At 42.7% G+C, this 16,399-nt stretch carries 12 protein-coding genes; 7 read left to right on the top strand and 5 right to left on the bottom strand.

All coding sequences use genetic code 11. The features are described 5' to 3' along the window. Window positions 1-28: 28 nt before the first annotated feature. The 3 genes from MHI27_RS04445 to MHI27_RS04435 form a co-directional block, all read right to left on the bottom strand. Entirely contained in the window at window positions 29-577 is a 549-nt protein-coding gene (locus MHI27_RS04445) for a GNAT family N-acetyltransferase (RefSeq protein WP_405175691.1), read from the bottom strand. 90 nt (window positions 578-667) lie between these two features. Beyond that, window positions 668-1,642: a phosphotransferase enzyme family protein gene (locus MHI27_RS04440; protein WP_405175690.1), complete on the bottom strand. Its 975-nt coding sequence runs from the start codon at window positions 1,640-1,642 to the stop codon at window positions 668-670. A 180-nt stretch (window positions 1,643-1,822) separates the two neighbouring features. Next, complete coding sequence (locus tag MHI27_RS04435) at window positions 1,823-3,874, bottom strand: beta-galactosidase (RefSeq protein WP_405175689.1); 2,052 nt, start codon at window positions 3,872-3,874, stop codon at window positions 1,823-1,825. Between the two features lie 170 nt (window positions 3,875-4,044). Here MHI27_RS04435 and MHI27_RS04430 point away from each other — a divergent pair, with 170 nt between their 5' ends. Next, the gene (locus tag MHI27_RS04430; RefSeq protein ID WP_076299088.1) at window positions 4,045-4,878 is read left to right on the top strand and encodes an AraC family transcriptional regulator; all 834 of its coding nucleotides are present in this window, start codon (window positions 4,045-4,047) and stop codon (window positions 4,876-4,878) included. A gap of 69 nt (window positions 4,879-4,947) precedes the next feature. Here the strand turns inward: MHI27_RS04430 and MHI27_RS04425 are convergent, their stop codons facing one another. Together MHI27_RS04425 and MHI27_RS04420 are read right to left on the bottom strand one after the other, a co-directional pair. Continuing rightward, the gene (locus MHI27_RS04425) at window positions 4,948-5,901 is read right to left on the bottom strand and encodes an alpha/beta fold hydrolase (protein ID WP_405176691.1); all 954 of its coding nucleotides are present in this window, start codon (window positions 5,899-5,901) and stop codon (window positions 4,948-4,950) included. 238 nt (window positions 5,902-6,139) lie between these two features. Beyond that, entirely contained in the window at window positions 6,140-8,692 is a 2,553-nt protein-coding gene (locus MHI27_RS04420; protein WP_405175688.1) for a glycosyl hydrolase 2 galactose-binding domain-containing protein, read from the bottom strand. A gap of 320 nt (window positions 8,693-9,012) precedes the next feature. Here MHI27_RS04420 and MHI27_RS04415 point away from each other — a divergent pair, with 320 nt between their 5' ends. The 6 genes from MHI27_RS04415 to MHI27_RS04390 all read left to right on the top strand — a co-directional run bounded on the left by MHI27_RS04415 (window position 9,013) and on the right by MHI27_RS04390 (window position 16,337). Then, window positions 9,013-10,365 carry an ABC transporter substrate-binding protein gene (locus MHI27_RS04415; protein WP_405175687.1) on the top strand — a complete coding sequence of 451 codons (1,353 nt, stop codon included), beginning with the start codon at window positions 9,013-9,015 and terminating at the stop codon, window positions 10,363-10,365. A 107-nt stretch (window positions 10,366-10,472) separates the two neighbouring features. Next, a complete protein-coding gene (locus MHI27_RS04410; RefSeq protein WP_042185025.1) occupies window positions 10,473-11,366 on the top strand; it encodes a carbohydrate ABC transporter permease in 894 nt (297 codons plus the stop codon). Between the two features lie 2 nt (window positions 11,367-11,368). Continuing rightward, complete coding sequence (locus tag MHI27_RS04405; RefSeq protein WP_042185023.1) at window positions 11,369-12,202, top strand: carbohydrate ABC transporter permease; 834 nt, start codon at window positions 11,369-11,371, stop codon at window positions 12,200-12,202. A 30-nt stretch (window positions 12,203-12,232) separates the two neighbouring features. Next, window positions 12,233-14,086 (top strand): sensor histidine kinase, encoded by a 1,854-nt coding sequence (locus MHI27_RS04400; protein ID WP_076299085.1) that lies wholly within the window; start codon window positions 12,233-12,235, stop codon window positions 14,084-14,086. Continuing rightward, window positions 14,087-15,586, top strand: a complete 1,500-nt coding sequence (locus tag MHI27_RS04395) for a response regulator (protein ID WP_341127235.1) — start codon at window positions 14,087-14,089, stop codon at window positions 15,584-15,586. After that, complete coding sequence (locus tag MHI27_RS04390) at window positions 15,558-16,337, top strand: fused MFS/spermidine synthase (RefSeq protein WP_081393042.1); 780 nt, start codon at window positions 15,558-15,560, stop codon at window positions 16,335-16,337. The genes MHI27_RS04395 and MHI27_RS04390 overlap by 29 nt, the downstream gene beginning before the upstream one ends. The last annotated feature ends 62 nt before the right edge of the window (window positions 16,338-16,399 follow it).

Genomic DNA, 16,399 nt, shown 5'->3' with positions numbered 1-16,399 from the left:
GACCTATATAACCTCTGGGATTAAATAATCAATCTGTTATTAATTTTGAATACATATTGAGATCTATAAACTTTCCGTTTACTCTTTCATACCTTCTTAAGGTTCCCTCAAACATAAAGTTCAGCTTTTGCAAGACTTTTACTGAATTCACGTTTTCGGGTTCCACTTTTGCTTCGATTCGATTCAGCTTCAAAGTTGAGAATGCGTAATCTAACAAAGCACTTATAGCTTCTGAAGCATAGCCTCTTCCCCAAAATGCTCTAGCAATGTCATATCCAATCTCTGCTTTCTCATTTTCAAAGTCTAAGGAGTTAAAACCACAAGAACCTATGATTTCATTGGATTCCATTTCAATTATAGAGAAACGAATAGCTTTGTTATCTAGAGAAAATTCATCAAGAAGTTTTATCATATCTTTTGCCTGAATTTCATCAGTAAAACTATCAATATTCATGAACTTGGTAACCTCTGGATCAGACCAAATTTTAAACAAACTTGGCGAATCCGATACCTTCATTTTTCTTAAATGTACTCGTTCTGTGTGTAACTCTGTAGTTAACATTATTTTTACCTCCATTAAATTTTAATAGTTGGTTTAAAAATAATGATCTCTGCGCATAGTTCAGTCCCTTCATTTTTCATTCCCCATTAGAATATCACACCATCGTTAAAACGAATAATATACCTCTTTTTCCTCAAGAAAATCGAGGCATAGGGTACTGCATATTTTGGAGGCATGCTCTTTTATCCAACCGTTCCTCTCAGAGTCATGAATAAAAAATACGTAACTAATAAAAATATCCATAAATATTTGTCCTTCAATGTACCGAATCTCATCAAGCGAAAAGCTTGATTTAGAAGCATAACCCTCCAAAAGCGTTTTGCGGAGCTCACTTTTCAACATGGAAGATGCAGAGCCCAAATCAAACAAGTAGTAACCATAACCAAATAAACAATAATCTATTAAGATAGGATTTTGTTCTGACACAACGACATTGCCCAGTTGAAAATCAGCATGAATGAATCCCCATGAGTTGTCCCTAGCGTCTAGTTCTGCTAATTGTTCTTTTACTACGAGTAGAACGCTACTAATAACTTCGTAATCCTCCTGATTAAGGGCTCCATTGTCTGTTCCCTTTCCAAGTTCTATTAAAGTTTCATCAATCTTTGTGACATTGTATACAGGTCTATGTAACTCCAAGGGCATTAGCGTTCGTGAGAATTCATGTAGACTGGCAAGATTTCTACCTAATCTATAAACAATCTGTTCAATGTTATCTTCATCTTGGGTTAGCGTCGAGCCTTCGATCCATTCTAAAAGAGTGGCCAAACTAGTACCAAATTGCTCTGAACTATATTCAGTAACCAGTTCCCCTTTTTGATTTAGAACAGGTCTTTGAACTTTTAGTATGTTCTTCTGATCGATTTCTCGCAGAAAAAACATTTCTGCCTGTAATCCATCTCGGGTATGTTGTAAGCCTGAGAACCCTTCCGATATTGGTTTATGTATACGTAACAAATAATTCTTGTTATCCGTTTTGTCGGTCACTTTAAATGTAATATTCTCATTATGTCTAATGAATTCAATGATGGGATCGATGAACGAATACTGCAGCAATACTTTCTCAGCTTCAATGATCATAAGACTTCCCTCCTTCAAATCTAGAATATTCTTTATATTGTACCTGTTGCTCGTTGTATTTTGTTGGAATTAATAACTATATTTAAAAAGTATCCTTTTGAATATCTTCTATAAAAAAATAGAGTTACATATTAGTTCTCTAATACGCAACTCCATTAATATCATTATTTATTCATAGCGTTAATGTAATATCAATACACCAAAGCCTTCCATAGTAACCTCACCCGATAACGTTGTCCCGCTCAGTAAATCCATTTTGGTCTCATGAAGATGGATCGCGACAGGAGCTTCACTATAATTAAGCAAAAAAGTATAACTGGAAGAAGTCCCGTTACGAACTTGCAGCTCTACATCTTCAGGGAGCACCAGCCAATCTACTGGCGACTGCAGGCCGACTTGATCTATGATTATGGACGCTGCTTGTTCATTAAAGACTGCTCCGTAATACCAAACCTCGCCCTTGCCGCGACGATTTCTCGTAACTGCTGGCTTCCCAGCGTAATAATCCGAAGCATAGACCGCCATGACTTCGACCGAATCATCCTCAATCCGGAGAATATCATTAAAATCATCTGCTCCAGTAACCCCTTCGGCCGCACCTGACCAGCTAATCGCCGTTGGCTGACGACTACCTTTAACCATTGTGAATTCTTCGACTGTGATCCCGCATAGATCCCTAGCAGCACCTGGGAAAGGACGCATATAACATTGGCCGCGTTCATCCTTATAGCCGGTTCTGCATCCGAAGATCAGTTTTCCACCTTGCTGAACGTATTCATCCAGAAGCGACGCTGTCTCATCTGTCATAATTGCCGGGTGAGGATAGATAAGCACATCGTACCGTGCGAGCTCTTTCAGCGTCGTCTTTTTGCGTAAATAGAGTACGTCATTCGGGATATGCTTCCGCTGGAGTGCCTTGTACCACTCCTTATTGCTCTTCCACATAAATGGACCATGCCACACATCATACTCTCCATCCCACTCATTAGCATAATCACGAACAATAGCAACGTTAGCCTGATTACGGGTGCCGATAAGTGCTTGCCCTGCCCCCGCCAGCTCTTGACCAATCTGTCCCGCTTCCCGTACTCTTCGGTTCGGCTGGTTATGGTAGTCGTTAATGCCATGCCAATAAATTTCATTGCCCATCGTGGCTGTCCGCCAGCGGAAATAAAGTACCATATCTGCGCCATGAGCGATCGATTGATAGGTCCATAACCGCATCTGTCCCGGCTTCGGAGATGGCATATCCATCCGGTTCACCCAGCCACCCGGTCCCGACTGCTGCTCCATAATACAGAAATTAGGGGAAATAGAACGGACAACAGATAATGAAAGTCCCCAGCCTCTGTCATTCAGCGGATTCCGCTCATTCGGATCATAAAAAATAGTCGAGAACTGCGGATAGGAATCATAGCTGAAGAAATCCAGTAATTCATCCGTCAGTTCATGGCTGTCGAGATGCCCGAACAGACCGTTCGTTGTTACCCACTGCTTAGGGGCAAGTTTACGGATGATGTCCGCTTGGTTTTCGGCAAAAGAAATCGTATTATCCGATATAAACCGCTTTTCATCCAAAGCCTGATGGGGATTGGGCTGCTTGGGTGACGGGGTAGGACGCGGAAGATACACCTGAGACCAATCACTATAACTCTGATTCCAAAAAACAGCCCCCCAAGCCTCGTTTAGCCGCTCAAGCGTGACATATTTCTGCTGCAGCCATTCCCGGAAAGCCTTATGGTCACTCTCTGAATAAAATTCACTGATCTCGCAGTTGAGCTCATTATCAATTTGCCAACCGACCACACCTGGATGATTGCCATAATGTTCAGCCATCTGTTCCGTAATCCGAGCACACAGCTCACGGTATTTTGGGCTACTGTAATTATAATGACGGCGCATGCCATGCTGAAGGGTAACACCTTCATACGTCACGTTTAATACTTCTGGATACTTATGGGTCAGCCAAGCTGGAGGTGTTGCCGTCGGCGTACCGAGCACAACCTGAAGACCATGTTTATGAGCTAAATCAATCGCCCGATCAAAGAGCCCGAACTGAAATTCACCCTGGACTGGTTCAAAAATAGACCAAGCAAACTCCCCGATCCGAATGATTGTAAAGCCTAGTTCTCGCATCCGGCGATAATCGTCCTCCCACATACTTTCCGGCCAGTGTTCCGGATAATAACAGACGCCAAGCTCGAATTTTTCTGTTGCGACAGGTTTCTTCATGATTACCTCCAAAGTATTAAAAATATGCTTTCAGTATTTCATAATTCTATTGTAGTATCAGTATTAATAAGGCTTATATAACAAAATATTGCGATCATATAACTATCTTGCGTTAATTACCTTAATCCAACTAGCGCTCTGATGCGCGACAGAAATGAGTGCCATATAACATGAAGAAACAATGGTATTTGTCGACGCCAGCTTTTTCAAAATATGTCTGTTATCCTGAATTTTTGGGACATTACAGTCACTTTCCACAGCATACCGAGAGAAGAAGTGAAGGATTCCTGGGAAGCTATAACCTGCATTTAATCTTTGGTGGGGAGGGTTATGTATTCCATGAGGGCGAACGTATTCCGATGAGCAGAGGACGAGGGTTTCTTTACCCTAAAGGGGCCTACCAGCAGTACGGCTCTGATCCCGGAGAGCCTTGGGATGTTCGTTGGGTTCATTTTAGCACTCAAATTGTACTCCCCTTATTAGAAGAAGTGGACCAGTCTAGTGCATACCTGTTCACTTTTGATTTGGACGCTAAGCTGGACGAGCTATTCGAGGAAATGTACTTGCTGAGCGCTTCCTATGTAACACGTAGTGAGCCAAGGCTATCCGCGCTTCTGTATGAGCTTCTAGTGAAATTGCTACAGAATTCCGAACCGCTTCACGGCTCAGTACCGCACGAGGTCAGGCAGTCTATCCGCAGTGCCGCAGATATCATTCATGTCGAATGTGCCCGTCCTTGGTCACTGGAGTCGATGGCAAGACTAACCGGGTATAGCAGCTATCATTTTCTACGGCTGTTCCGAATGGTTATGGGCAAAACACCAAACCGTTATTTAACGGATTGTCGACTGGCCAGAGCCAAGCTTCTACTGGTTTCTACTGGACTCTCCATTGCTCAGGTTGCGACTCAGTCCGGTTTTGCCCAGTCCAGCTATTTCATTAAAGTGTTCAGAACGTTCGAGGGGATGTCCCCCGTAAAGTACCGTCAGGCTTTTGGATCATAATTCCTTAAACGAGAAAAAACCGAACGACAATCAGAGAAAACCCTGAAGTTCGTTCGGCTCAACAGTCATTTACTTAGCCTTTTCCATAAATACTCTGAAGTTTTCTACGATTTCTTTTGCTTTAGTACGATATAAATAATGACCTTCTTCAAATGTCAGCACTTTTCCATGTACAGAGTCTTTTACTTGCTTTTCATGCTCTGGTATCCATCTATCCGTTGCTGGATGATTCGCTTGCACAAAGAAAATTACAGGAAGATTTTTGGGGAAGGTTAAACTTTCAGCTGTTTTAAAATTAGAATACATACTTCTGGCTTCATTTAATTGGGTTGGATTGTATATGTTTTTATGATTAATCATTCTTATTTGATCTTTTGTTGTATCATCTAACGGTAGTTCAGCAATGGGGTCAGCACTTAGTTTCATTTGCAGTCTGACGAGACCTGATTTTTTGAGTAGATTTAAAGTTCTTAATGCCGAAGATTCAATCTTCCTCTCACTTAGCGATGGAACACTGCTATCGAGCCCGACAAATGCACTTACTTCATTTTCATATTTGTTAACATAATCAAGTCCGTAAATGCCTGAAATGGAGTGGCCCATTAGAATATAACGGTCAATATTAAGACCCTGTAAAGCTTCATGAATTTCACTTACAATATTTTCTGTGCTGCGCTCCTTTTTGGTCAGATCACTTAATCCATACCCAAAAGGCTCAATCATGACAACTTTATAAAACGGTGATAGCTCATCTATTAATGCTTTAAAATCAAGAGCTGGTGCTGCTGTACCATAGCCTGGTAATAGCACAACTGTTTCTTCGCCTTGTCCTTGAATCAAAATATTCATATTTTTCCCATCTACAGGTACTAACTGACCATAGGGTTCTATTTTTCTTTGTTCCGATTTGTTGCTGATCAGATTAACTGTATATACGATGGCGAGAAAAAGCATGATTGCTATGATTATTGCCCCTATTACTTTAAGTATCATGTTTAGTATTTTACTTGTTCTCGTACCCATCTTTGTTGTTATTCCCTCTTTTATTTTCACTCGTATCTTCTCCTGTCATCCTCTGTGTATTGGACTGCCCTATCCGACTGCTAAGGTAAGACTAACCAATGAAGATGTACTCCCCATGACGTTAACATGAACGGGGTATGAATAGGAAAAATATCATTTATACCAGCACACAAAAAACAAGCCAAGAGCCGAGCTCATGGCTTGTTTCCTTTTGAAATAAATTATCTCTTCTTAAGATTTACAGTAAATCTTCGCTCACAAAATCAACCATCGATTGAACCTTCAATCCCTTAGGAGCGCCTGGAATCCAGTCCCTTCCATCGTTCCCGCGTTCCGAGAACGTTATCGTCTTGGGCTGCCCTGGGAGAAGATCAAAGTAATTGTCAGAGAATATTCCTTCATCTTCTGAGGTCAGGTATACGCCTCTAGCTAATACATCGCTTGTCACAGTGAAGCTTAGACCTCCGCTATCTGGAGTTTCCATTATGTTAATTACTGAACGCTGCAACCGAATTTCTTTTTCCGGGATAAAATAGTGCACCTTACGATCTATCATCTCGCCATTAGCCTGCAAGCTGATCTCAAGCAATACATCGTTCGATCCATGACCTTCTAACAGTTCCGTCACTGGAGACGAGAATACGATAGCCGCTGAATCGGCTCCCAGCTCAACGGGATATGTCCACTCTCGCAGTACCGAACCGTTAAACTGATACAATTTAAGCCCCAAATCAGCGGTGACTACTGTTCTTAAATCAGATACGACATGAACGTCAATCCGCTCGTGGTCGGTACCGTCAATAGACAACAGAACATCTTGAAAGCTTGAGCGCACGGTATATTGCAATGCTTTCCAGCGTCCGTTGTAATCCATCCCCGCCCAAGAGGCGACCGGCCAGCAATCATTCATCTGCCAGTATAAAGTGCCCATACAGTAAGGTTTATTTCTTCTGTGACTTTCAATCGCGATTCGAATCGCTTCGGCCTGCAGGATTTGACTCATATACAGAAATGCTTTAAAATCCTTCGGCTGCGGCAGATACATATCCATGTATTCCTTGATCAGCAGATTTCCGCGTCCATTCTTCTGATGAGCCAGCATCACCTCTGAGGTAAGCGCCAAATCCTGCTCTTCAGCATAGCTCATTACGGTCTTTAGTTCCGGGAACGACTGGAATCCGTATTCACTCATAAAGCGGCCAACCTTGGTATTATAATTCTCAAAAGGCTCAATCGCGTGCCACACGCCCCAGTAATGCACATCCCCATCGCCCACAATCCGCGTCGCGTGTTGATTCATATCTCCAGTCAAATTCCGCATCGGTGAAGACGGCCAATAGTCCACACCTGGATGGAACGCGGCTACAGCCTCCGGTAGAATCCGGTGGAATATTTCCTCATAATCAGCCCACATTGTAGCTCTTTGCTCCGCGCTGAGTTTTTCTTTCCAGCCCCAGCCCATATTTTCCTCGAACTGTGACCAGGCCGAATCAATCTCGTTATTGCCACACCATAGGGCGATGCAGGGATGATTGCGCAATCTTTTGACGTTATACTCAGCTTCTTTCTTCACATTCGCAAGAAACGCATCATCTCCCGGATACATGCTGCAAGCGAACATGAAGTCCTGCCAGACCAACAGCCCGTATTCATCACAGAGCTTGTAAAATATCTCCTCTTCATAAAAACCGCCACCCCACACTCGCAGCATATTCATGTTTGATTCTGCGGCCGTGGCAATTTCATGCCGATACCGCTCTTCGGTAACTTCTGTGATGAAGCTGTCATTCGGAATATGATTGGCACCTTTGGCGAAGACCGACACACCATTCAGTACAAAAGAAAATGAAGCCCCTTTCGCATCATGCTCCCGAATCAATTGAATGCTGCGGAGACCGGTTCTTACACTTTTGCTAACTTCAACTTCCTTACCTTTCACCAAATCCGCTTGGAATGTATATAAATGAGGCTCGCCCAGCCCTCTACACCACCAGAGCTGCGGCTGATCTACCACGATATCCATCTCTATTTGTTGCTTGCCACTCTTTAAGGAAACCGCTTGCATCGACTCTAGACCATCAGCACTCATTCGCAGCATTCCCTGCCATGCCGCAGGAGCATCTACTTCAATAATTGCGGTTAATTGAGCCTCTTCCTTTGTGATCACATTTTGGCGGATATAGAGATCTATGATTTGAACTGAATCACGTCCCTTAAGGGCCGCCTTACGCCATATTCCACTGGTCAAGAAACGCGGACCCCAATCCCAGCCGTAATGATAGGGTGCTTTGCGGGCAAAAACACTAATCCGCTGTTCCTCTAGTCCCCCAAGCTCGGATTGATCATTCGGTGCAGGTAACGCATACCCCAGCTTCTCTAGCTTAGGTAGATCCTCTTTAACTACAGAGCGGAATCTCACTAGTATATGGTTTTCACCATTCTTCAACTGATCTTTAACATCCACTCTCCACGCCAAAAACATATTGTCTGCAGCGAGCACATGTACATTATTCACATACACGTCAGCATATGTATCAAGACCTTCAAAAATCAGTTCTGTGCAAGTAAGCTCCAACCACTCTTCACCAAGCTGCAAAGTGGTTTGATATTCCCAATCCTTCTTATCAATCCATTGTAGGTTATGTTCATTTGTTCCATAGAAGGGATCTTCAATCTTTCCGTTCTTCAGTAAATCCGTATGGACCGTGCCTGGCACAGTAGCCGGAAGCCACTCCTCGTCACCACAGCTTCTAAATTCCCACTTCGCAAGATTCATCTCTAGATGTTTCATAATATCCTCCTAATTGCTAAAAGTTTTGTAGAGCATATGCTTCTCCAAGTGACTTCGTACAAAACTCACTTCGAAAGCGTCTGCTTAAGTTTTGTAAGCCTATTCATCTTTCAAAATAACATACCTCTTCTAGCATTTCATTGAATCCACTTGTTATTCTTGGTATTTTGTTATCCATTCGTTAGGTATACACTAATTATAATCGTTCAAACAAAACAAATAAAGACAATAAATAATAATACAATACATTTCTAAACGCTTTATTTAAAGCTATAATGTTCATGTAAACGCTAACAAAATAATGAAAAGGGGATTAAGTTATGAGTAATAAGTTATTTTCGTTATCTTTTGTTATGGTTATGGTTTTATCATCAACGCTGGCTGGCTGCGGCTCGAACAATGGCAACAGCACCAATAACGGGGCTTCTGCAACCGATAAGCCCGCAGCAACTAACACAGAGACTACCGGCGGTGACACGACAAGCAACGCAACAGCCGAACCTGCAGCAGGAGCTGACATTAGCGGCAAAATCACCTTCCTGACTAACAGAACAGACATGATTGGCAAAGAATACGATGAATATTTAAAACGCTTTAATGAAAAATACCCGAACGTTAAAGTCGAATTCGAGGCTTCCCAGACCGACTATAATCAACAGGCTAAAGTCAGAATGGCCAGCGGCGAGCTTCCTGACGTTATGTTCATTCCTACCATTCCTAACTCCGACCTACCGAAATACTTCGCTTCACTGGATGATCTCGGCCTGAACGATCAAATCACCTTTAAAGACTTCAAATCCTTTGATGGCAAGCTGTACGGAATTACCACAGGGAACTCTACATCCGGGATTGTTTATAACAAAAAAGCATTTACGGATGCTGGCATCACAGAAACCCCTAAGACTTGGGATGAATTCCTGGCTGCCTGCGAAAAGCTGAAAGCAAAGGGTGTCATTCCGCTGTCCTCTAACTTCAAAGATAAATGGCCACTGGGTACATGGGCTTATGACACTCCGCGCCTAATTGCAGGCAACCCCGACTTCCCTAATGAGAAGCTGAACTCTGAAACACCATTTACCATGGACAACGGCTATGGCAAAGCCTTTAGCCTGCTCAAGGAGCTCAACGAAAAAGGGTATCTGGAAAAAGACATCAACTCCACCAACTGGGAGCAATCGAAAAAAGACATCGCTTCTGGTAAGTTCGCCATGTACTATCTCGGCAACTGGGTCATTAACCAAGTTATTGGAGTAGGAGCTCCTTCAGACGATGTTGGCTTCTTCCCGTTCCCTTATGACAATTCAGGTAAACCATCCGCTACTCTTAGCCCTGACTTCTTCTATGCTGTTGCTAAAAACAGCAAAAATTTAGAAGCTGCCAAAGCTTTCGTAAAATGGATGATTGAGGATTCCGGCTATGAGGACTTCGCGGGCTTTATCTCCCCACTAAAAGGAAAAGAATCTAATCTGGCTCAGCTAAAAGAATTCCAAGCTACCGGAGTAGAGTTAGTAGAAGGAACTGTTGACGATGCGAAGGTTACAGAAATCGGCAACAAGGCACAATTAGATCTCCCTGCTGTTGTACAGGAATTTGTGCTTGCCAAAGATCCGCAAACTGTATTAGACAAATGGAATAAAGCCTGGGCTAAAGCTAAGAAAGATCTCGGCTATTAATACAAACTTTTGACCAGAAGTACAACACGGTGCAAAATGGATTATCGCCCTTACGGATAGTCCATTTTGCCTTTCCATACCAAGCTTTTATGAAAGAAGGGCTAGCGATGTTCGGAACACTTTCCTATAACAAACAAAAAATGATAATCATTGTATCATTCCTTACGATCCCATTGTTGCTCCTTGCGACATTCACGTATTATCCAGCGCTTAAGCTGATCTATTACAGTTTCACCAATTGGGATGGCTATAGCCCTGAGAAACCATGGGTCGGACTTGCTAATTACCGCGAGGTCTTCTCTAATCCTGATATTTTCAAAGTATTTACACATAACTTTGCTTACTTCGCTATGGGAATTGTTCAGAACATAGTCGCCATTTATTTTGCGGTTGTTCTGAATAGTAAGCTCAAAGGGAAAAACGCATTCCGAATCTTACTTTTCCTTCCTTACATCATGAACGGAGTTGCCGTTGCTTTTATGTTTGGTTATGTCTTTGACACTACTAACGGATCTCTGAATATGTTCCTGAATAGCATCGGTCTAACCGGACTAGGACAGACCAGCTGGCTTGGAACAGAAGGACTGGTCAACTATTCTCTGGCATCCACAGGATTTTGGCGTTTCATGGGTTATAACATGGTCATCTACATCGCCTCCTTGCAGGCCATACCAAACGATATCTATGAGGCTTCAAAGATTGATGGTGCTGGACCTTTCCAAACCCTTTGGAGAATTACTTTACCGAATATGAAGCCAGTCATTCAGCTTAACTTATTTCTTACCGTCACAGGAGCACTGGAAGTCTTTGATCTCCCATTCGTATTGACCAAGGGTGGTCCTGCAGGCGCCAGCGAAACTTATGTACAGAAAGTTGTAGACACTGCATTTGCTTACAACAACTATGGTCTCGCTTCTGCCATGAGTATTATCTTGCTCTTCTTTGTCGTCATCGTACTATTAGTACAGCAACTAGTTCTTAGCCGGGGAGGAGACAAATAGACATGACAAACTCCAAATTCCGCTTTACAGATGTTATTAAATACTTCTCGCTAATCATCGGCGTATTTGTCGTGCTTTTCCCTCCTTATGTAGTTATCGTAAATGCCTTCAAATCGACTGATGAATTTAACAGTAGTAGCTCCATGGCACTGCCAAAAAGCTTTTTTAATTTCGATAATTTCATTGCGGTGTTCCAGCGTGGAGGTTTACTTAACGGATTTGGTAACGTATTAATTATTATAGCTATTACTTTAATTCTGAACATTCTATTTGGAACTATGGTAGCATTTGTACTGGGACGCTTCTCTTTTAAATTAAAACCTGTTGTCTTTGGTGCTTATCTAATAGCCACTATCATTCCTAGCATCACGACGCAAGTAGCCACTTTTGGTATCATCAAAAGCATGGGGCTTTATAATACACTCGGCGCCCCTATCGTGCTATATATCGGAGCAGATGTGATTCAAATTATTCTTTATTTGCAATTTATCCGTAACATTCCCGTGGATCTAGATGAGAACGCGATGGTAGAAGGTGCATCTCTTTTTAAAATCTATCGCTCGATTATTTTTCCATTATTGACGCCGGCTACGGCTACTTTGATTATCTTGAAGACGATTAGTATCTATAATGACATGTACATCCCTTATCTATATATGCCAAAACAAAGCCTGGGCGTAGTTACGACGATCCTGATGCGTTTTCAAGGGGTCAATTCGGGCGAATGGAATTTAATCTGTGCGGCCATTCTGCTTATCCTGCTCCCCACAATAATTCTATATTTCTTCCTACAACGTTATATCTTTGAAGGCGTAACCAGCGGCGCAGTTAAATAAGGCAGTTCACTTTAAGAAAGGATAACGCAAATGGTATCATTCATCCGGCTAGCCTTACGAAAAATGTGGTTGTTCCTTGCCAATCTTCCGATGGAGCGAAAACTGATCGTCGTATTTGTCTTTCTGATCTCGCTTCCAATCACTTATGTTAGTTATTTGTCCTCCCGCTCCATGTTCAATTCTGTTCTTATGAATGCAACGGAAGGCGCGAACCAAATGACATCGAATGCCTCTGATACCATTGACCGTTATGTTGCCGATCTAAAAAGATACACAGCGCTACCGCTGTATAACACCGATGTACAATTCTACCTAACTCAGCAAAATACCGACTGGGATAAAAGTACTGGCATGGCGATGTTCCTGAGCTACTTGAAGCATACGAAGGAAGAGATCATCGCCGTGTACATGGTGGATCAGTACGGTTCTGTTTTTTATGATAGAGTCCCCGGGATCCACGAGCTGTATCCTGAAGAACGACTAGCCGAATGGAAAACCTTAAGTGAAGAAGCTGGGGCCGCTCCTGTCATTCAAGGCAGACATACGATACGTATAAACTCCAATGTCCATAGAGAAGTTTTTAGTGTACTTCGCACCATTAATTCTGTAAGCACGCTAGATAATATAGGAATTCTCGTATTTGATGTAGACATCAACTTGTTTAAGGGGATCATTGATCCCGTAAACGCAGTTACACAAGGCAACACACTAATTGTAGATAATACCGGAGAACTGATCTATGACGGCGAAGACGCCTCAGACTCGATGCAAACCGGCGAGGGGCAAAGTCTGAACACGCAGCTTTTGCTGCAGCATGTGAATCAGCAACAGGATCATTTTCAAGTAGAAATGAATGGTCAGTCTTATCTTGCAGTGTATACTGTCTCGAAACAGACAGGTTGGACGACTATGGTTACGATTCCTTTGGCCCGTATCCTGTCACCTGTACAGAAGAATCGCAATGCTCTTATATTAACTACACTGATCATTATTGCTTTTGCACTTTGTGTTGCGACGTTCATCTCACATGCGCTGACCAAACCCCTTAAATCTTTAGTCCGTCTAATGAAACGGGTACAGCACGGTAATCTAGATGTCTGGCAGCACTCCAAATATAATGATGAGATTGGAATGCTTGGCAGTCATTTTAATCGAATGATCATAAGGGTCAAGGATCTGCTGCAGGAAGTATCCCTCACCGAGAAGCGTAAGCAGAAGGCTGATATGAGGGCACTTCAGAATCAGATCAATCCCCATTTTATTTATAATACGCTGGAGTCTATCCGTATGCTGGCAGAGAGCAATGATGACCCACGTGTAGCGAAACTCACCTATTTGCTTGGACTTCAGATGCGTTACAGTATTGTCCGAAGCGAAGAAGCCGTTACGATCAGACAAGAGCTGGATCATGTACGAAATTATTATCATCTGCTACAAATCCGGTTTCCAGATAAGTTCAATCTACACATTGATGTGCCTGAGAAATTTCTACATCTTCCTGTAATCAAGCTTGTCTTCCAACCCATTGTGGAGAACGCAGTTTTTCATGGCTTAGATCAAAAAGTAGGTCTCGGTACCTTAAGCATCACCGCATGGAGTGAGCATGGAAATGTCGTATTCTGTGTAGAAGATGATGGCATCGGTATGGATGCAGCTACCCTTCGTTCCTTAAATAATAGTCTGCAAAATGGGACTGAAAGTGAAATGTTTGGTATTGGCCTACGAAATGTGAATGAGAGGATCCGTCTGCATTACGGCAGCTCATTCGGGCTCCTTGTAGAGAGTAAGCTCGGAGTGGGTACTCGTGTTACGCTGCGTATTGAGGACATTACCTTCACTACTCATAATGAAGATGATATGAATTACAGAGAGGAGATGCTCTGATTGCTGCGTATTGCAATTGTTGACGATGAAATCCTGATCCGCGAAGGTCTGGCTCGAATGATCAGCAAAGAAAATACTGAATTTCTGGTCATCGGCACCTACTCCGATGGGAAACATCTACTTGACGAGTTACCTTCACTTCAACTTGATGTTGTGATTACTGATATTCGTATGCCGCAAATTAACGGCTTGGAATTAATTAAACAATTAAAAGGCAGTCACCCACAAATCCGCTCCATTCTAATGAGTGGATTTGTTGAATTTAATTATGCCAGAGAAGCCATACGCAGCTCTGCAGTAGACTACTTATTAAAGCCAATCGATAAGGAGCAATTATTCGAGCTGCTTTATCAATTGGAGGAAGAGCAGCAGTTCTCTCGTGACAAGGAGGTACGTCACCGTTCTGGTCTCTTACTGACCCTTCTTCAAGGCGACGAGCCCCCTTCACCTTTGCTTTTGTTGAGCCTTACTTTGCCCCAGCCTTATTTCTCAGTTTTTGTGTTCAAAGGAAGATCAAGAGAACCCGTCTGTTTTTGTGTAGACCGTCTGCGGCAAGAGATGGCATTTAGTATCGACAGCCTAGAGATTCAAAATGGACTGCATGTCTGTATCCTGTATTCTACAAAGCAACTCTCAGACAGCGATAGGAATGAAATCGGCGACAGGATCCGTATCTCTGCCAATGGTATGATACTGCATGTAGGTACTAGCAGTTCCTATAACGATACCGCCAAGCTTAGACAAGCATATCTAGATGCTAAGTTAGCCTGCAGCATCGGCATTTATAATCCTGACCGATTGCACTATGCAAATATTCAGAACATTCAGCAGTCTGAGATAAATATCCTTGAGCCTTTTAATGCGATCAAGGAACCATTAATCCATGATCTGCAGATCCTGAATATGGAGGGTGCTTTAGAGCGCGTGCATAACTTATTCTCGGTTCTGAAATCACAACAAGCTATGCCTCATCAAATTCTCCGTGTCTGTCGATGGGTTATTGAATCTGCGCAGAAAGAATTGCAAGAATTTGAGGCCCTCTACAAAGGTGCACCCTATCTTGGGCTGGATGAAAGCATCGCGTCCAGTATGAGCTTCAGTGAAATCGAGCGTAGTTTCACCAACCATTTCTCAAGCATTCTATTTGAGATCAGAGCCCATCGCCTAGAGATGTCCGGTACAGCTGTAGAAACCATAAAGCGCTGGATATCAGCCAACTATAATCAACATGCGGATCTGAACACCTTAGCGAATATGGTTTTTTTGACACCAAGCTATTTAAGTAAGCTGTTCAAACAAGAGACTGGACTTACATTAACGGACTACATCACGGAAATCCGGCTACGCAAAGCCAAGCATCTGCTCAAGAATGCCCCTGACCTAAAGATTCACGAGATTGGAGCAGAAGTTGGATATGGCGATCCTGCCTATTTCAATAAGCTTTTTAAACGTGTAGTCGGCGTTACACCCAATGAATATAAACGAATTTCTATCGTATAAGGAGTTTGATCACTTGCAATCACAGATTCACACGAGCAGCGATAATCATGAAATCACCGTCTATGACACCACAGAACTATACGGTGAACAAGGTGCGTTCCGCGTCATGCAGTTTTCCAATCAGGCCATTCAAGGTGCGCTGGATCTCAATCATCCAGAACGAATTGTGTTTGAATATCCGCGAGCCATCATTCACTTGATGGAATGCAATGCTCCCTCTTTCGAGGATGCCTTTCTTATAGGTCATGGGATTGGAACGATTGCTGGGCATTTTCTAGACAAAAGATTTAAAGTAGCTGAGCTAGACAGCGAAGTAGTCGAATTAAGCCGCCGCTATTTTGGATACATCCAAGATAACGTAGTGATCGGTGACGGACGTCAGATCCTTGAAGGTGAAGAACCACAGAAATATGATTACGTCATCTTGGATGCTTTCACCGCCGCGGGCACGCCGAGGCACTTAATCTCCAATGAATTTTTCAGCATCGTGTATTCAAAATTGAATGCCGAAGGGTATCTCCTAATGAATCTAATGGGAAAAGGTGAAAATGACCCACATATTAACGCGATTCACACCACGCTCGCGGAAGAATTCACCTATATCAAATCCTTTTCACTGCCTTCAGATGGGGCAGCGGATATCAAAAACATCATTATTATAGGTGGATTTAAGCCGATCCGCTTTCAAGCTCGCCACATGGCAGGCTTTAAAGAAATCCAGCTTGGGCAAGGATATCTTATTCAGGATTAAAGTTATGCAAATAAAAATGACCTCATCCTCCACTTCACTGTGGGTTTTGAGGTCATTTTTGG

Origin of the sequence: Paenibacillus sp. FSL H8-0261, assembly GCF_045040645.1 — a bacterium.
Taxonomy (GTDB): Bacteria; Bacillota; Bacilli; order Paenibacillales; family Paenibacillaceae; genus Paenibacillus_AQ.
This window is presented reverse-complemented; position numbering and strand designations above follow the sequence as displayed.